Source organism: Saliterribacillus persicus (genome assembly GCF_003337485.1).
Taxonomy (GTDB): Bacteria; Bacillota; Bacilli; order Bacillales; family Amphibacillaceae; genus Saliterribacillus; species Saliterribacillus persicus.
Window position 1 is genome coordinate 165,990 of record NZ_QPJJ01000005.1, and the last position, 19,679, is coordinate 185,668.

Sequence of the window (19,679 nt, forward strand, 5' to 3'; positions counted from 1 at the left end):
GCAAAGGGTTTTTAATATTATTTAAGTTTGTTGGAATATTACGCATCTATAAGTGATGCTTCAATATTTTTCATCTCAAAATAGTAGCCTCTTTTTGAAATTAATTCACCCGGTGTACCTTGTTCTATGATTTCTCCTTTATCCATCACAATAATTTTATCCATATTTTCTAATCCCAATAATCGATGAGTAACATAGATAAATGTTGCAGCTTTATTTTGGTCAAATAAACGTTGCATAATTCTATTAGCAGTAAGTTGATCAATAGAAGAAGTTGGTTCATCCAAAAACCATATGTTCCCGTTTTTCAGCATAGCTCTAGCAATCGCTAGTCTTTGCTTTTCACCACCGGATAAATTATCTCCTCTTTCATGAACTAGTTCGTCTAAATTAAAATAATGTAGCTCTACTTGCTTTAATACAAATTGAAGTTCAACCTCTGTAAATGTATCATCAGCAAAAAGATTTTCCCGAATTGTTCCGTAAAAAAAATGATTGTCCTGTAAAACTACGGAGGCTTGTTCCCACCATGCTTCATCATTTATTTTATTGAACTTTATGTTACTTGCATAAATAGTATTCTCGTCCGTATTGAGAAGCTTGAGTAACAGTTGCAAAAGAGTAGACTTTCCAGATCCACTTGTTCCTATAATAGCTATTTTTTCCCCACTTTTTATTTCTGTACTGATATTTTTTAGAGTTCGGTGACTAGAGTTTGGGTAACGATAATTTACATTTTCACATTTTAAAGAAAGCTCTTCCTTATTCCAGTCAGATATTCTATTTTGATCCTTATTCTTCTCTGTTTCTGGGGCCGTAATTTCATTTAAACGGTTAATAGCTTTTTTATTGTTTTCAAGATAAATGGGAAGAGATGCAAGTGATGACGTATCTTCAAATAATATTAAAGTCAAAATTACTAGCATAGCTAAATAAATTCCATCTATTTCACCAATTGTAACTAGATAGCTACCAAGACCAATTACAATCCAAACAATAAAAAAACCAAATAATGTTTGAATTGATTGACTCATAGAAATATGATTATTTTGTCGCTCCTGTTCTTTTTCATATTCTTCAGAGTAAAATCTAAGTTGAGATTCACGTTTTTCTATCAATTGAAATATTTTTATATCACGGAATCCTTCGAATAATTCAATAAGAGAGGTTGCTAATGATGCTCTGTTTTTTTGAACATTATCTTTTATTTTCTTCTGTTTTTGATAAACCAAATAGGGCAAGCCTAGAATACTAATTACCATTCCAAAAATTAGTACAAGTGCAATCCAGATCGAATAAAAACTTGTAAAGAAAATGGTGGCCAAAAAAGTAAATAGAAAAACAATAGGAGGATACAATACTCGCAAAAAGAAATCCTGTAAACTTTCTACATCAGTCACAACCCTTGTAAGTAAATCCCCACTACGAATTTTATAAAATAGCTTTGGAATCATGTTTTCCACTCTGTCAAAAAATGCATCTCTAATTCGTTGAAGCATAGAAAAAGTTGCTCGATGAGAAGTATATCGCTCTAAATATTTAGCGATTGCTTTTGTAAAACCTAATAATTTAACGGTAGAGGTTAAAACAACAAGTGCATATAATGGTGGAGCGAACGCTGACTTTGCAATGAGGTAACCACTAGCTGCAAATAAGCCGATAGAGGCTATCCCTGCTATTACACCAAACAAAATGGCTAATAGCATATCTTTTTTCTCCTGAATTAAATATTTTTTAATGAAAGATAAAGCGTTCATTGATTTTAGCCCTCCTTCCCAGCTTGAATCATCTCTTTATATTCTATAGACGAACTTAGAAGTGATGGATGATCTCCTTTTGCAATTAGTTCTCCGTCATCTAGAAGTAAAATATGATCAGCATCTTGGATAGTATGTAGACGATGAGCAACCATAATAATCGTTGTATTCTTTTCAAATTCTTTGATTGAATTTTGAAGAATCTTCTCAGTTTTTACATCTAACCCAGTAGTGGGCTCATCCAAAAACACAATTGCAGGTTGCTTTAAAAAGGCCCGAGCAATTGCAACTCGCTGCATCTCACCACCCGATAATCCTCTTCCTCCTTCTCCTACTTTTGTTTCTAAACCATTAGGAAAAGAATCTATTAATTCTTTTAGACCAACTTGCTCTATGACCTGTATTAAATCTTGCTCTGTTACAGTTTCATTCCCAAATGTTAAATTCTCTCTTAAAGTTTCATTTAAAATAGTAGGATTTTGTGTGATATAAGCTATCTTTTCAAACCATTGGGATTCTTTGTATGCAGTTAGTTTTTTATCGTTTACTAACACAGATCCACTAGTAGGTGTTATTAACCCTGCTAAGAGATTAAGTAATGTCGTTTTGCCTGCGCCACTTTTTCCAATAATCGCAACTTTGCGATAGTTTTTAAAATCAAAATTAAGATCCTTTAAAGAAAAATTACTAGTTTGAAATGAATAGTGTAAATCAAAAGAAGCTAACCTTACCTGGTGATCGGGCAAGTCATACATATTTTCCCATTTGTCTTCCGTCTCTTCTGAATTATTTAATGCATCCTCAATTTTAGCTATCGCACCTTGACTAGATTTACCTTGGTGAAAAGCAGAACCTAGTTCTCTTAAGGAAGCAAAAAATTCTGGTACCAAAACAAGAATAAAAAAAGCACTGAAAAAACTAACTGATTGATAAAAAATTAGTTGAATTGCAAGTTCTAACGCGACAATTCCGATACCTAGCATGGCAATAACTTCTAGCATAAAAGAATTCATAAATGCTATTTTTAAAATACTCATCGTTGCTTGTTTAAAGCTTTCACTACTATTGTGTAAAGATATTTTTGTTTTATTCGATTGATTATAGATCTTTAGTGAAGTAATCCCTTGTAACACATCAAGAAATTTAGAGGAATACTTCGCTAATTCATCCAGTTGCTCCTCAGACTTTTTTTTGGTTTGAAGACCAATGAGGATCATAAATAATGGAATAAAAGGTGCCGTTAATAACAAGATTAAAGCGGATTGAAAGTGAATTATTAATATGACCATCCATAATACGAGCGGAATGGTGGTTGATTTTCTGGTTTGAGGAAGATACATACTAAAATAATCATTAATCTCATCAACTGCATGTAAAAAAGTATTAGTTTTTTCGCCAATTTGAGTTTTTCCTTGTATATGAATTGGTGTCTGTTTATATTTTTTAATTAAAGCACTTCTGGCTGCAATTTTATTTTTTTTCGCTGTTTTATTTCCAACTCGAAATAGAAGATGATCGATGATAACACGAATAATAAATGCAAGAATTAACAAAATTAATTCTAAAACTATATCTCCAAAAGCTGCTTGAACGATGAAAATCTGATCGATAATTCTCACCATTAAATATGCTTGTACGATAATAGAAAGAGCTAATAAAAGAGAGAAAAAAAGCATCAATTGTTTGCTTTTTCTCTCTTTCCATTGCCAGTCTTTTACTTCATCCATTTAAAAAACCCTCTCAAATTGAGCATCATTTCTTACCTTTTACGTAATCCGCATCAAATAAAAATAAGCGAAGTAATAGCACTAATGAAGGTATCAATAAGAATAATCCACCAATGAAAGCAATAATAAGTGCTATCCCCATTGTTTCATTAGTAGAACTATTGTATATCGTTACATAAGGATCAAGTATATATGGATAATGTCCTATTCCATATGCAAAAAAAGCAAACAAAAATTGAAACATTACACTAATAAAAGCATAACCGTAATACTTTTCTCGATATAAGAACCACATTGTTAACATAAAGAAAAATACTGATAATCCTAACATCCACCATAAATCCATCATATTCTGAAAATGACGCGTATTATGTTGAGATAAAAATATAAAGGTTGTTAAGCCTGCAATAATAGTAGGTGTGCTCCAAAATAAAGCGTAGCTTCTTACTAACTTTAATGCTCCTTCATCATTGGCTCGTGATGCATAAAAAGTTAAGAACACGGCACTTATAAAAAGCACCGAAACAATTGCTAAAAATACAATGCTCCAAGACAAAGGACTCTGAAATAGAGTTAAATAAGCTAGCTCTACACTTCCATTTGCTGTTTCGTTAATGAATCCACCCTCTGATACTGTTAAAGCAATGGATAACGATGCTGGAATAAGTAAACCTGTCGATCCATATAAAAATAAATAGATTAAATTTTCCTTTGACCCATAGTTCTCAAATGCATAAAAGGAACCTCGAATAGCAAGTAAAATAATTGCTATACTTGCGGGTACCAATAATACAGAGCCGTAGTAAAATGCAGAGTCTGGGAAGAATCCTACGACACCAACAAAAAAGAAAACAAAAAATACATTCGTAACTTCCCATACCGGTGAAAGGTACCGAGAAATTAATTTATTTATCAGATGATCTTTTTTACTTAACTTCGCATAAAAAGCGAAAAAACCTGCACCAAAATCAACAGATGCTACAATTAAATATCCATAAAGAAAAAACCAAAGGACAGAAATACCTATTAATTCATAACTCATTATTCCCCATCCTCTCTTTTAAGTGGAAACTTCTTCTCTAGTTCAACTTCTGCTGGATTGTTTTTAAATAGCTTTCGTAATGTCACAATACATAAAACTCCTAAGACAATATACAATCCTAAGAATAAAAAGAACATTAAACTGATATATGGTGAAGTAGTAGCAGCTTCAGAGACTGTCATATACCCTCTTAATATCCATGGCTGTCTCCCTTCTTCTGCTAAAATCCACCCAAGCTCTATTGCAATAAAAGCAAGTGGTCCACTTGCAACAATTAAAGACAAGATAAATTTATTGTGCACGTCTAATCTTTTCATAAAATGAACAATGAAATAAAGGATCGATAGACTCATTAAGAAAAATCCAATCATAACCATGAAATCGAAAGTGTAATGGATCCACAGTGGTGGTAATTCGTCATCAGGAAAAGCTTCAAGTCCAATCACTTCAGCTTGGAAATCGTTAAATGCCAAAAAGCTTAAAAATTGGGGAACGCGAATTTCCCCCACTACTTCATTATCATCATTCAGCCAACCAAATAAAATTAAATCCGCACCTTTTTCCGTTTCAAAGTGCCATTCTGCAGCAGCCAATTTTTCTGGCTGATGCTCAGCTAAGAATTTTGCAGAAACATCTCCAGCCACTGCACTTAATATACTAAATAGCAACACTAAAAACATCATCAATTTTAGTGCTTTCTTATGATAATCAGTTGCCTTTCTAAGTAAAATAGAAAACGCAGCAATCGCTGCAAGCATAGCGGCTACCGTCAAATAAGCAGTACTTACCACGTGAAATACTTTTGATGCTGTTGCTGGATTAAGCATAGCAGCTATGGGGTCCACTGCTTTAAATTGTCCATTTGCTATTTCAAATCCTTGTGGGGTATTCATAAAACCATTTACCATGGTGATAAACATAGCGGATAAAGCACCGCCTACAACAACAGGGAGAGAAAGAATCCAGTGCATCCACTGATTTTTGAAACGATCCCACGTATATAAATAAATTCCTAAGAAAATTGCTTCAAAGAAAAAAGCAAATACTTCCATAAAAAGGGGAAGAGCAATAACATTTCCGGCTACTTGCATAAAATTCGGCCATACAAGTGAAAGCTGTAACCCAATTGCAGTTCCGGTTACCACACCTATGGCAACTGTAATAACAAAACCTCGTGCCCACCTTCTTGCCATTAATAAATAGTTTCGATCTTTTTTCTTAATTCCAATAAATTCCGCAATTGTAATCATTAGCGGAACACCCACACCTATCGTAGCAAAAATTATATGAAATCCCAATGTAAGTGTTGTAATCAACCTACTCATCAGGACTGTATCCCACTCCATCATTATGCAGCCCTCCATTCTTCTATCATTAACTTAACCTAAAAAGCTTTACCCTATTAAATTATGTGATAAAACACACATACCTATTCCATTATAACTAATCATTCGTATTACGATAAGGAAAAAGCTCAAGTAGTTTTAGCTACTTAAGCTTTTATTAGGAAATTAATTCTAATTTTTCGTCATAAATATGTGTTATATTTATAGCTAATTCACTTTTAGGAACAGGTCTGCTAAACCAAAAGCCTTGAAAAGCAGTACAACCTAACTCTTTTAAAATATGAATTTGTTGAACTGTTTCTACGCCTTCTGCTATTACTGTCATTTCCAATGATTTACTCATTTCCATAATTGCTTGTACAATAGCCATATCATTTTTATCTTCCTGGATATTTTTAACAAACGCACGATCTATTTTTAAGCTATCAATAGGAAACTTTTTTAAATAGGATAATGAAGAATATCCTATGCCAAAATCGTCAATGGAAATTCGAATACCTAATGCTTTTATTTCTGTTAAAACCTTTAAAGCAAGATCTAAATCTTCCATTAAGATACTTTCTGTTATTTCAAAAGTAATATTATCTGCTAAGCATCCTGTTTTGTTAAGTAAATACATTACATTTTCGACAAAATCACTTTCCTCAATTTGTCGATAAGAAATATTAATTGCAACATGTAAATTAATTCCTTCAGCTTCCCATCCAACAATATCTTTAAAAACTTCCTCCATCATCCAATTACTAATGGTGCTTATCCATCCTGATTCTTCTGCTATCGGAATAAATTCTCCTGGTGAGATAAAGCCTAATTCTTGATTGTTCCAGCGAATTAAAGCCTCTAATCCTTCAACTTCTTTTGTATTTAAATTAACTTGTGGTTGATAATAGACGGTAAATTCATCTTTATCTACAGCTTGATATAACTGACTTTGAATTGCTATTGATGACTTTTCTCCTTCTGTTAAGCTATCTAAATAGAAAGCATATCGGTGCTTTCCTTTATCTCTTGCTGCTTGCATCGCAGTTTCTGCTTGCACTAATACCATATCTGCGGTTTGAGCTTCCGACAAAACAATTCCTATTGAAACAGTCGCTACAATTTCAAAGGTTTCAAATTCCCATGGCTGTTTTAAGTAATTCAAGAAACGCTCAATATTTAGTTTTATCTCTTCGCGAGACATATTGTTTTTAACAATAACAGAAAATTCATCTTCTCCGGTGCGAGATATAAAGACATCATCGAAATAATCTAGTGTTATTTTATCAAATTGTAACAAAATACGATCACTAGCTTCCTGTCCATATATTCGCTTTATTTCTTTCATCTGATCAAAATCCAATATAAAAAATGAGAAAGGCTGTTTGTTTTTAAGTAGCTCCTCTAATTCTTGCTTTAATCGATAACGATTCGGTAGCTGTGTTAGACTATCATAATACAAAACTCTATCTAGGGCATCTTCATAATTCTTTCGAGCGGTAATGTCTCTTCCTGCTAATAAACTATAGGATTTATCCTGATCTAGGAATTGACTACCTTGAACTTCATACCAGTGCCAATTCTTGTTCTCATCCATTGCTTTTACTTCTATCATTTCAACTTCTTTGTCTTTCTGTAAATTTTTAACAAAATGATAAATGCATTTTAGAGAATCAGGGTCCATTAATGATGCAATTTCTTTCATAGAAGGTTTCCCACTAAAAAGATCGCCATAGGAAGGTGAAATATAATCTACTTCTAAGTTTTCATCCAAAAGGCAAACGATGTCAGTTGTATTTTCTGCTATCACTCTATATAATCGTTCACTTTCCATAAGCTGCTCTTGATAACCAACATTTTGAAGTGCCATTCCAATAATGTAAGAGTAAGTCTGAAAAGCCTGAAGTTCGGTTTTAGTTGGGTAATGAGGGGATTTTGCAAACATAGTAAAGGTTCCAAGAATATCACCATTAAGTGTTAATAATGGGGTCGTCCATGAAGCCTGAAAGTCATATAAAGATCTATCAATAAACTGATTTTCAAAATAATCGCTTTTACTAAAATTATCTAGGATGACTGTTTTTTTCCGGTATGCAGCAGTGCCGATTATTCCTTCTTGATCTTTAATTGGAATTTGGACTATTGTATCGATAAACGCTGCTGGTAACGAAGCAGATGCAAAATGATTCAAAAATTCTTTTTCTTCATCTACTCGTGTAATCATACATTGATAATCCATATGCTCTTCGATTATTTTGCAAATTTCTGAAAAGGCTTGAGTAGGTTTATTTGTAGCTAATAATGTTTGAACAATATTAAACTGATTTTCTAATAAAATTTGCTGTGTCTTCTTTTCGGTGATATCGTTTTGAATGCCTATATAATATTGCAGATTCTTACTTTCATCATAAATCGGAGTAATTTTTAGTTCATTCCAAAAAAGATCACCATTTTTATGGTAATTTTCTATTTCTACTTGAATAGGTTTATCTTCAGCAATTGCTTTTCTAATTTTTTCTTTTGTTATTTCACTAGACTTCTTTCCTTGTAAAAATCGCGCATTTAATCCAATAACTTCATCCTTGGTAAAACCAGTTAACCGCTCAAATCCTTCGTTAACATAAATAATTGGATTGTCTGGTTGTTTAGAATCTGTAATTACCATCCCTGAAGAAGCTTGTTCGAAGAGGTTGCGAAATCGCTCGTTCTCTAGAGTAGATTGTTCTAATGCTTTTTCGTATTCTAATCGATGCAACAATTCTCTTTCATGTCGATTTACTAACTTTTTCACCATGTAATACAGTAAAATTGCCGTAGCTAATACATAAAATAATCCTTTGAAAGTTTGTATTCGATCATCAAATTCTCTAATCCATGAAACTTGAGTCGCTAAATAATCTGAACCATATATCCAAATAAAACCCATCATTAAATAGATACCGCTTATTCTAAATGCAGATTTCAATTGCTCCACCCCTTAGATAACGCACAATAAAATGAGTTTCCCTATCATAATTCATTCGGTTAATATAGTTACTTGACTCGTACCTTGCCTTTTTGAACTATACATGGCATTATCAACCTGTCGTAGCAATTCGTTATAATCTTTCACGGAGCTGGTTACCTCACTTGGCAACACACCAATAGATGACTTGATTTGAAGAGTTCTGTCTCCAATAATTAAATTAAAATTACGAAGTTTCTCTGTTAAACGATCTACTATCTGTCTAATATTCTTTAATCCATTCCCATTAACACAAATAATGAATTCATCACCACCATACCGCGCGACTAAATCTCCTAAATTCACAGAGTCTCTCATGTTTTCTGCTATTTGTATGAGAACTTGATCTCCTACTTGGTGGCCATAGCGATCATTTATTTTCTTAAATTGGTCAACATCCACCATTATTAATGAAAATTCCGATTCCTTTTCACTATTTTGAGAGATATACTCTTGTAATTTTAATTCCAGATATCTTCTATTAAATATATTGGTCAGGGGATCCTTAATCGCATACTCCATTAATTTATTTTCAAGTCTTTTTCGGTCTGTAATATTTATATGAGAAATGACAATAGCTGTGCACTCGCATGCTTCATTTCTTATAGCTCTAGCATACTGCATGAACCATCTATTATCATTAAGTGAATGACAGGGGTATTCAAATTCGTAATGTTCTACTTCGTTATTGACTAGGCGCTGGATCCCATCATAAGCTTGTTTCGCATCCTCATCTCCAATATCAACCGCCATTTTACAAGCATCTAAATAATTCGTACCAGTCCACTTGTAGCTTCTGGGCATACCATTTTCCACAGCAAAATTTTCCCAAGATAAATTAACTAGAATTATTTCACCGTCTGGTTTAATGACAACAACACTTTCTGCTAGGGTGTTTAATACGTCTATCGTACTTATTGATGAATCATTCACTAGTATTCACCCCTTAAGTTATTCCAAATATTTAATTAGTAATTCTTTGTTCCTATTATCATAATACTTAAAAGTATATCTAGTTTCATTTACCCAATCATGCGTTATATGAAACATATTTATTTTGAGACTTCTTCTTCTAATAGGTTTACATGATAAAAACAAAAACCATCTTTTCCATGCTTCTTTGTTTCATATAGGGCTAAATCCGCTTCTTTCATCAATTTAAAAGCACTTCTAGTTGCTTCTCTTTCTTTAAGAAATGTGATACCAATACTTGTTGTAACGGAATAATTGGAATCATTCACTAAGTTATTTTCCTGCATTTTTTTCTTAATAGCTTGTGCAATTTTTCCCACATCTTGTTTTGTACTGCAATTTGTTAACATAAGGGTAAATTCATCTCCCCCTAGTCGTGCTACCATATCTTTTTCACCGATTACTTCTTTGATAATTTGACCGAAGCCAATAATCACTTCATCACCAATGTCATGCCCAAAAGTATCATTAATAGACTTAAAGTTATCAATGTCCAACATCATTACCGCTAACAAATAATTATTTTTATTATGATTCTTTAAAGATTCATTCAATTTTTGCTTAAATAAACGTCTATTTGGTAACCCTGTCATAAAATCATGCAGCGCATAAAATTCTAATTTCTCTTCGTATTCTTTTTGCATGCTTATATCTCTTGCTAAAACTACCATGTGCTTTAAGTTTTTATTTTCATCAAAAACAGGTGTCCCATTTGCTTCCAACCAAATATAGTCTCTCTCCTTGGTATAATGGCGACATTGCATTGAAAAGTTATCACTATTTTGCATGGATTCGATAACAATTTCACTCATGTGACCTCGATCCTCTGGATGTATATGGTGTAAAAATAATTTGCCAACGTACTCTTTATAATCAAATCCAATAATCTTTTTATATGAAGGAGAAGCGTAAATAATTTTTCCTTGATTATCTAATAATGTAATAAGATCAAATGCATTTTCAGCAATAATACGAAAGCGTTCTTCACTTTCTTCTAATTTTTTTTGGGACTGCACCACACTTGTAATATCTCTAAAAATTCCATATATCCCACGCACTTCAGAGTCTACTATGAGCGGGGTAACTTTTAAACTTACATCTTTTAAACTATTATCTTTTCGAATAATAGTGAAGCTTGTATCATCCGTTGTGCCTGAAAAAGCATGCATAAATAAATTTTGCACAATCTCTACAGTTGATTCGTCAACTAACTGATGAATGGTTAATCCGATTAATTCGACTGGCTTGTATCCAGTCAAATGCTCGGTAGCTGGGTTTCCATTTAATATATGGCCATCTAAGTCAAATGAAATAATAGCATCAGAATTGTGTCTAAATAATGACTGATATTTTTTCTTACTTCTATTTAATTCCTGCCATACTTCTTTCATCTGCCATTCCGTTTGCTTTTCCTTGGTGACATCATTAATTGCAGCCACAATATATTGTCCATTTGATTCTTCAATATATACAGGTGTCAGCACAACTTCTGCATACTTTTTCTCACCCTTTATAGAATAATACTCATCTTCATAACTTATAGGTACTTGTTTTTCTAATGTTTCTATGTAGTAAGGTTTAATTCTATCTACTTCTTCTTTTGTCAACACTTCTTCTAAGGTTTTGCCAATATCAGATAATGGGAAACCTCTTTCATTAATTACTGCTTGATTCATAAAATGAAAAATGAATTGCTCTTTTTGAACATGCATTACAAAAATTTGGTCTTGAATGCCATTCATAAAGACATGAAAAAAAGAACGGTCTGATGAAAAAGTCATGTCAATACCTACCTTCACTTATAAGTCATATTTTTGTCGAATGAAGCCGATTTTTTTCGCTTATAGGTATACTATATCAGATTATACAGGTGTAGGGGGGACATTAATTTTAAAAACATTGACATTTCTTCAATAATCTTTTCCATGCTCAAATATATTCAAAATCAAAGACGTACCCATCTTTTATCAAACATTTCTATTTTTCAGGTTACAAAAACACAGAAGCTCTCATGTGAAAGAGCTTCTGTGTTCCGTTAGCTAGACAAGTTTAAATTTTGTTATTTCTGTTTTTAAGTTTTCTGCGAGTGCTGCTAATTCTTTTGCAGAGGACGACACATCTTCCATTGACCCGTTAACTTCTTCAGCAGATGCAGCAGTTTCTTCTACTGCTGCAGCAGATTCTTCAGATACAGAAGCAATTTCATCGATAGACCGAGACATTTCTTCACTACTATTGGTAATTCCATCAAGCTCTGAAACGATACTTTTCATTTGAACAACCATGCTTCCAATAGAGGTATTAATGGATTCAAATGAATTTCCTGTTTCCTCAATTTGTTTAGAACCAATTTCTACTGCATTGTATCCTGACTCTAATGTAGAAGTAACCACTTTTGTTTCAGTTTGAATTCCTTCTACGATTCCTGTGATATCAGAAATAGATAATGTAACTTGCTCTGCTAATTTTCTTACTTCATCGGCAACCACTGCAAACCCTTTGCCTTCTTCTCCAGCTCTGGCTGCTTCAATAGCCGCATTTAAAGCCAATAAATTAGTCTGACCTGCAATATCTTTAATAACCGAGACAATCCCATTTATTTCTTGTGACTTTTCATCTAAACCATTTACTTTAACCATAGCTTCTTTTACATTTTTATTGATTAATTCCATTTGGTTTATAGAAGTGTGCATTTTTTCTCGACCATTTTCACTCATATTTTGAACTGACATAGCATTTCCTGCAACATCGCCCACATTTGTAGAAGCACTAGATACGTTATTATTAAAATTTTCCATGAAAGCAGATAAGTCAGAAGCGCTATTTGCTTGTGATTCAGTTCCAGTGGAGAGTTCCTCCATTGTAGCTGCAATTTGTTCACTACCTTCTTTAACAGAGTCAGCAGAATTTGATAATGTATCACTTTGAAGTGTGACTTTACCAGACGCAGTCATTACTTGATTGATCATTTTGTACAATCGATCTTTCATATTATTAACTGCATATGCAACCTCTCTAAATTCATCTTCACTTTTCGTTGTAATGTTCTCCCCGCTTAAATCACCTTCCGCAATTCGATTCATTTCAAAATGAATTTGACGTAAATTATACAACATGACGCGAACAAATAAGTAAACGATCACTAATCCAACAATGATGGAAATAGCACCAGCTATTAAGGTAGATTGTAAAATTTCATTTCGTAACATCGTTGCTAGTTTAGCCATTTCAAAATCCATGCCAACAACACCAATTACCTCATTTGATTCATTTACTAGTCTCTTAGCGAGGGTAATGATCGGCATTCCACTTGCAGTGTCTATATAAGGGCTTGTCCAGATAACTCCATCTTCATTTATTGCTTTTTCATACCACTCTGTTTCTGTTGGGTCATAATTAGATAAATCTACTTCTTCAGCTGGGATATTATCTAAATATAAAGCCCCTTCTGAGGTGCCCATATAAAGATTTATTAAAAAATCATGTGCTTCTTTTTCTGTTTCAAAAAACTCCTGATAATAAAAAGTAAGTATTGGATCGTTAGCATTCGGCATATTCGCAGCTTCATGATTTTCAACATTTATATTTGAAAGCGTTTGATATTGTAATTCTTCATTTTGGGATAAGGAAGTAAGGATGGATTCGTACTCGAGGAAGATAGCTTCAAATTCTGATGAAATAGCTTCTAATTCATGTTTGGGTATAATTGCCTTTTCTAGAATTTCAGTTTTCTGATACGTCAGATAACTAATTGTTACTAATGGCACAATTAATAGTATGACCATTATTAATGGTAACTTAAATTTTATTTGTTTTATTTTTTTCATAGATGAAACTCCCTTTAATTAGAATGATAGTAGCATTTTTGTCCTAAGCAAAAATGACCAATATCTTATTTTACCATAATTAAGGGGAATAAATAGTCATCCATTAGATTAAAATAAAAGATCATACTTGGGGTAGAAATTCCTAACTTTTATTTACATATAATACGTTTTCATACTTTAAGTAACGAATAGTACATAATACTAATTACCTATTTGTGATGTTGTTCATTTACAACTACTTCCTTGCGACAACAATACCTAATGGGTAATGGTCATCCTTAGCATGATCAGCCGGTTCTATAAGAGCGCCTTTTTGATAATAAAAAGTCCTATCCTTATATTCATGAAACATGCTTGTAAATTCCTCTACCTTTAATTGATGAACGTGAAAGGGTTGCCCACTTTTAATCCCTCTCCCTTTTCCAAAAGGCGTAGAAAGGATAAGAATACCACCCGTCTTTAAAAGATTAAAAATATTTTGAAGAAATAGATCTTCTTCTTCAATGTGTTCTATTGTTTCGAAACTCAAAATAACATCAAACTTCCCTAGCTTACTTGATAACTTTTCGTCTAATACGTTTTCTTGTAAAAATGATGATAAGGGATGATAGTAATTACTTTTAGCATATGTAATTGCATCTTTATCTATATCTACTCCAATAATTTCATCGATTTCTTTCTTGCATTTTTTAGCAATAATATGCGTTCCATATCCTGACCCACATGCAAAATCGAGTACTTTTCCCTTCATGTAAGGAGCCGCAAAATGATATCTTGCTATGTGTTCAATTAATGATTCATTAGTAATTTTCATTTTTTCTGGAATAATACGCTCACCAGTATCTTCTAACATTCGTATACACCGCTTTACTACAAATTTAACTACATCATAACATATATTCTAACGAAAAAGAGCCAGTACAATTTCTGTACTAGACTCTTCTACTTTTACTCTATTTAACTATTAATACCGGACATTTTACTCGTTTAGCAATTTTATGACTAACACTACCCAAAATCATTGTTTGGACTTTATTTAATCCACGACTCCCAACGATAATACAATCAAAATGCTGATCATTTGCATATTCTACGATTGTTGGACCAGGTTCACCATGTAAAAAGTGGCTTTGGTAAGAAACCTCTGCTTTCTCTAACAGTTCAACAATTGGTATTATTTTTGCTTCACGTTCTTTCTTCACTTGATACTTGTCTAATTTGTGTAAAACATCAGCTTTAGATGTTCGACTGTCAACTACGTAAACAACATCAACGGTGCCATCTGACATTTTAGCAAAGTTAACTGCGTGCTCTGCAGATCTTATTGAGTGCTCTGATCCATCTGTAGCTAATAATATTTTTTTATACATATTACACCTCTTTTTTCTTAATGGCCGGAAGCTCTAGAAAGGCCACCGATACGTTTTTTCAAGTGCTTACTTTCTTCATTTAATCCAACATACTTAACTTCAATGTTATTTTGTTCAAATTTCATTTCTATTTTGTCAAAAGCACCAATGGCTGAATCGTCCCACAAATGTGCATAAGTTAAATCAATTTCAACCTCTTTAATTGTATCATTATAATCAAATTTATTCACCAAGTCATTTACACTTGCAAAGAAAATTTGTCCATTAACTTTGTATATTTTTTTATTTCCTTCATCGCTTAATATTTGCGTTACCTCTACCTTAGAAATTTTAGCAGCAAAGAACATTGCACTTAATACAACCCCTGCTAAAACCCCTTGTGATAAATCATGAGTAATTACAACAGTTGCAACCGTTACAACCATAACAACTGCGTCAGTTCTTGGAAGACGATGAAGATTCCTTACTGAAGACCAGTCAAATGTACTTATAGATACCATGATCATTACCCCAGCTAGAGCGGCCATAGGGATTTGAACAACTACTCCCCCAAGTACAATGATTAAAAACATTAAGAATACACCTGCAACTAATGAGGATAATCTTCCACTTCCTCCCGATTTAACGTTAATTACAGATTGTCCAATCATGGCACAACTAGCCATACCACCGAAGAAGCCAGTCACAACATTTGCGATACCTTGTCCACGACTTTCTTTGTTTTTGTCACTCTCTGTGTCTGTCATATCATCCACAATATTTGCAGTTAATAAAGACTCTAATAAACCAACAATAGCTAATGCTAAAGCATAAGGGAAAATTATTTGTAACGTTTCAAATGTTAATGGGATATCAGGTAGTAAGAACACTGGTAATTGTTGTGTCAAACTCCCTAAATCTCCTACTGTTCTCACTCCAAAGCCTGCATAAACTGAAATGGCTGTTACAACTATAATTGCCACTAGAGTTGATGGTACTACTTTTGTAATTTTAGGCAAAATGTATATAATTGCTAAAGTTAATGCTACTAAACCATACATTACCCATCCTTCTCCAACAAAATGTTGCAATTGAGAAGTGAAAATTAAGATTGCTAAGGCATTTACAAATCCAACCATCACTGAACGAGGAACAAACTTCATGATCCTAGCCAATTTAAAAATCCCAAATAAAATTTGTAAAATTCCAGTTAATATTGTAGCTGCCAATAAATACTGTAAACCATGTTCTGCTACTAATGTTACCATCAATAAAGCCATTGCACCTGTTGCAGCAGAAATCATACCGGGACGTCCTCCTGCAAATGCAATAACTACCGCCATTGTAAATGATGCATAAAGTCCGACCATGGGATCAAGTCCAGCAATTATTGAGAAAGCAATCGCTTCTGGTATCAAAGCAAGCGCAACTACAATACCCGCTAAAACATCTCCCCTAACATTTCCAAACCATTCTTGCTTAATATTTTGTATGTTCATGAAGCACCTCATTTAGTTTTATTTTCGCTTTTGACCGCATCAAAAGCAATTCCCGTTATGAACAGATAGCATCATACCATAATTCACAAAATTGACAAAACCTCATGAAAACGCAGTCATTCTTAAAATGCTCAAAAATGCAAGCAAATACCTTTATTTAATACTTAATATACCGAAAGATAAAAATAATATTATAAAGAAGATTCAAGCGAATACTTTGAAGTGTAATAATCAACTAATTAAAAGCACTAGCGCTAGGGTGAAAATAAAAAAACATCCACAGAAGCCAATGAAATAATGGATTTACGTTTAACTAAAGAAATAATGTTGCTTTATCATAGTACGCTTTCAGAAAGTATTTCTAGCTTTAGCTCCTGGGTATTGTTAGCTTCTGCAGCTTACTTTATCCACAAGGAAATTTTTATAATTCTCTTGATTAAAATAAAAAACATCCATCTTGAATATGATGAATGTTTTAATTTTTATTAACTTTTCTCTAACACTTTTAAGTTGTTATATCACTTTTATTAGGTTTTTTAGCGATAATCGCTGCGATAATTCCGATAACCGGAAAAATAGCTGTCATTAAGAGTACTGGTGTATAACTATGAAATATATCAAAACCCACACCAAAAGGTAGTGGTCCTAAGGAAGAGCCTATTACTCCCATTGTTACACCGAACCCATTGATACTACCAATATACTTCCTTCCAAAGTAGTTGGGCCAAATAACATTGAGGCCAATTCGTTCCAAGCCACCGGCAATGCCCCAGACAATGCCAAATAATATTGCTAATGCAAATGTTTTGGTAATTAATAATAAAAATAAGAGTCCAAATTCCAGTATAAAAATAGCTAATAAAACGTAATTCGCTTGAACTTTATCTGTAATATAACCAGATATTAAAGACATGGGTATACCAGCGATGGCCATTAAACTAAGCACCATAGCAGAAACACCTAGAGAAAGTCCATTCGAGTTGAAAATAGACGTAATATGAAATGTTATGCCTGTATTAACCATTGCTGGGATTCCAACACAAATTAAGATAGCCCAGAATGCTCTTGTTTTCATTGCTTCTTTTAATGTCCAATCCTCTTCCGCTTCCGGAATAGTAGGTGTTAAATTTGAAATAAAATTAGCATCCCCACTTTTTGGTTCTAATCCATCTGGTTTTAAGCCGATTAATTCCGGTCTATTTTTCACTCCAAAAAAGGCAAGTGGCACAAAAACAACTAATAACGTGACACCCCAAAATCGCCAAGCGGTTTGCCAATCAAAATTCTGAATAATCCAAGCGTTGATAATAGGAAATAACATTGCGCTTGCAAAACCAAATAACGTTTTTAGACTGAATGCTCTTCCTCTTTTTTTCACAAACCACTGGGCAACCAAGGTATTAGGGATTAAAGACATACTTCCTTGACCTAATAATCTTACAAGAAAAAAACCAATAGCAAGCATCCAAATATTTGTAACCATACTATTAAAGAATAAAGCAAAACTAAAAAGCGTGCCTATAGTAACCATCATTGCTCTCTGACCAAAACGATCAATCATTCGCCCAACAAAGATCATCAATAATCCAGCTGCTAAAGTTGCCCCTGAATATACTCCAGATACTTGTGAGCGCGTCCATCCAAAATCATTAATGTATTGGTCAATAAACTGAGAATTTGAATAAGTTTGTCCGGGACCAGAGAAGAAAACTCCAAACCCAGCTATCACTAATATTACCCACCCATAATAAAAGTTTTCAAAGATCTTTAATTTATGTAGCATTTTGCACCATCCATTTTTATTTATATTGAAATTAATTGCAGGAAATAAGGGGCAAATAACGGAGGAAGATGCGGTTAAACATTTATAATAATATACCATCTAAACGAAAAGGTGCAATTTTTTTGTTTTCAAATCTAATACTGTTTTCCAAATTTAATTTAATGGATAATTTAAAAGGCTCTTCCAAGTTTCAAATCCAACTATCCCATCTGATTTTAACCCTTGATTTCTCTGAAAGGAATAAACTGCTTGCTCTGTTATTAAACCAAAAATACCATCTCTCTTAATGTTTAATTTCCTTTGTATAAACTTAACTAATTTCCCCTTACTTCCCTTTTGAATGAAGTGCCCGCTATATTTAATAGAAGGTTCTTGTATTTTTTGATGTGTATTTCTACCAATTATTCCATCAATTTTTAAGCCTTCATTACTTTGAAATAATTTTATCGCTTCTTCTGTTTCTTTGCCAAAATGGCCATCTGCACCGTAAACAGGTAAAGCGTAGTGTAAAAGGAGTAATGCTTTTTGGCATTCCTTCACGTTATTCCCTTTAGACCCTCTTTTTAAAATAGCATTTGTAAAGGTCTTAAAATATATTAATGGATCAACAGTAGTGTCTCTCCGGTTCTGCCGAAAGCCAAAGGGGGCTGCTTCATCTGGAATTCTTCTAACTTCTAAATGCAAATGGGAGCCTGTGACATTACCGGTAGCACCTTGATACCCAATCTTTTCCCCTTTCTTTACCTTTGCTCCTTTAATAAGGCATATTTCATCAAGATGTCCATATAAAATCAGTTTATTTTTATCGTCTTTTACCACTACACACAAACCATAACCACCTAGCCCAGTTCCTTTAATTCCGTTACCTGCAAATAACACGCTCCCATCTGTAAATGACTCGATGGGAGAGCGATGTACTTTTACAAGATCGACCCCAGCATGAAATATCTTCTGTTTTTTAATTGGATGAATTCTATCACCATATTTACTTGTAATTTTATACGCTTTAAATGACATTTTGTTTCCTCCATTAGATTAATTTCTGTTAATAGTTTGTTTCATTAATTGATGACTAAAAACTGCAATACCTGCAATAATTACCCCATCTATTATGGCATTGATGGTGAACCCAAAATAAAGACCCGATAAACCAATGCTGATTCCTAGAAGTATCCAAATTATCATCCAATCCTGAATAAATGGTGTGCGTTTTAAAGCCATACCAAATATCCATAATACCGGGACAATAAAAAGATAATCTTCATTTAAAAAAGGATATAAATCAATCATGATTTCACCTCCAAACTTTTTAAAATTCACTCTTACTTAATAATCATAAAAAAAAGAAAAAATGTGTTTATTTTCATACAATTAATTGTTAGATACCTGTGTTA

The 19,679-nt window shown here is 33.1% G+C and carries 14 protein-coding genes; all 14 read right to left on the reverse strand.

Annotated features, from left to right (window positions below):
• Positions 1 to 38 precede the first annotated feature (38 nt).
• The 14 genes from cydC to DFR57_RS07660 all read right to left on the reverse strand — a co-directional run bounded on the left by cydC (position 39) and on the right by DFR57_RS07660 (position 19,575).
• Positions 39 to 1,757, reverse strand: a complete 1,719-nt coding sequence (gene cydC / locus DFR57_RS07595) for a thiol reductant ABC exporter subunit CydC (protein WP_114352535.1) — start codon at positions 1,755 to 1,757, stop codon at positions 39 to 41.
• Positions 1,758 to 1,762: 5 nt separating this feature from the next.
• Positions 1,763 to 3,484, reverse strand: a complete 1,722-nt coding sequence (cydD, locus tag DFR57_RS07600) for a thiol reductant ABC exporter subunit CydD (protein WP_114352536.1) — start codon at positions 3,482 to 3,484, stop codon at positions 1,763 to 1,765.
• Positions 3,485 to 3,509: 25 nt separating this feature from the next.
• Positions 3,510 to 4,526: a cytochrome d ubiquinol oxidase subunit II gene (locus DFR57_RS07605; protein WP_211315354.1), complete on the reverse strand. Its 1,017-nt coding sequence runs from the start codon at positions 4,524 to 4,526 to the stop codon at positions 3,510 to 3,512.
• The gene (locus DFR57_RS07610) at positions 4,526 to 5,872 is read right to left on the reverse strand and encodes a cytochrome ubiquinol oxidase subunit I (RefSeq protein WP_114352602.1); all 1,347 of its coding nucleotides are present in this window, start codon (positions 5,870 to 5,872) and stop codon (positions 4,526 to 4,528) included. The genes DFR57_RS07605 and DFR57_RS07610 overlap by 1 nt, the downstream gene beginning before the upstream one ends.
• 157 nt (positions 5,873 to 6,029) lie before the next feature.
• Complete coding sequence (locus DFR57_RS07615) at positions 6,030 to 8,816, reverse strand: EAL domain-containing protein (protein WP_114352538.1); 2,787 nt, start codon at positions 8,814 to 8,816, stop codon at positions 6,030 to 6,032.
• A gap of 51 nt (positions 8,817 to 8,867) precedes the next feature.
• Positions 8,868 to 9,788 (reverse strand): sensor domain-containing diguanylate cyclase, encoded by a 921-nt coding sequence (locus DFR57_RS07620; RefSeq protein WP_114352539.1) that lies wholly within the window; start codon positions 9,786 to 9,788, stop codon positions 8,868 to 8,870.
• A gap of 119 nt (positions 9,789 to 9,907) precedes the next feature.
• Positions 9,908 to 11,608, reverse strand: coding sequence for a sensor domain-containing protein (locus DFR57_RS07625; RefSeq protein WP_114352540.1), 1,701 nt, complete (start codon positions 11,606 to 11,608; stop codon positions 9,908 to 9,910).
• Between the two features lie 258 nt (positions 11,609 to 11,866).
• Positions 11,867 to 13,654 (reverse strand): methyl-accepting chemotaxis protein, encoded by a 1,788-nt coding sequence (locus DFR57_RS07630; RefSeq protein WP_114352541.1) that lies wholly within the window; start codon positions 13,652 to 13,654, stop codon positions 11,867 to 11,869.
• A 235-nt stretch (positions 13,655 to 13,889) separates the two neighbouring features.
• Positions 13,890 to 14,507 carry a class I SAM-dependent methyltransferase gene (locus DFR57_RS07635; RefSeq protein WP_114352542.1) on the reverse strand — a complete coding sequence of 206 codons (618 nt, stop codon included), beginning with the start codon at positions 14,505 to 14,507 and terminating at the stop codon, positions 13,890 to 13,892.
• A gap of 100 nt (positions 14,508 to 14,607) precedes the next feature.
• Positions 14,608 to 15,024, reverse strand: a complete 417-nt coding sequence (locus tag DFR57_RS07640) for a universal stress protein (protein ID WP_114352543.1) — start codon at positions 15,022 to 15,024, stop codon at positions 14,608 to 14,610.
• A gap of 17 nt (positions 15,025 to 15,041) precedes the next feature.
• The gene (locus DFR57_RS07645) at positions 15,042 to 16,502 is read right to left on the reverse strand and encodes a SulP family inorganic anion transporter (protein ID WP_114352544.1); all 1,461 of its coding nucleotides are present in this window, start codon (positions 16,500 to 16,502) and stop codon (positions 15,042 to 15,044) included.
• Between the two features lie 505 nt (positions 16,503 to 17,007).
• Positions 17,008 to 18,285 carry an MFS transporter gene (locus tag DFR57_RS07650; protein WP_114352545.1) on the reverse strand — a complete coding sequence of 426 codons (1,278 nt, stop codon included), beginning with the start codon at positions 18,283 to 18,285 and terminating at the stop codon, positions 17,008 to 17,010.
• A gap of 153 nt (positions 18,286 to 18,438) precedes the next feature.
• Positions 18,439 to 19,302, reverse strand: a complete 864-nt coding sequence (locus tag DFR57_RS07655; protein ID WP_114352546.1) for a peptidoglycan-binding protein — start codon at positions 19,300 to 19,302, stop codon at positions 18,439 to 18,441.
• An 18-nt stretch (positions 19,303 to 19,320) separates the two neighbouring features.
• Positions 19,321 to 19,575, reverse strand: a complete 255-nt coding sequence (locus DFR57_RS07660) for a phage holin family protein (protein WP_211315355.1) — start codon at positions 19,573 to 19,575, stop codon at positions 19,321 to 19,323.
• Between the last annotated feature and the right edge of the window lie 104 nt (positions 19,576 to 19,679).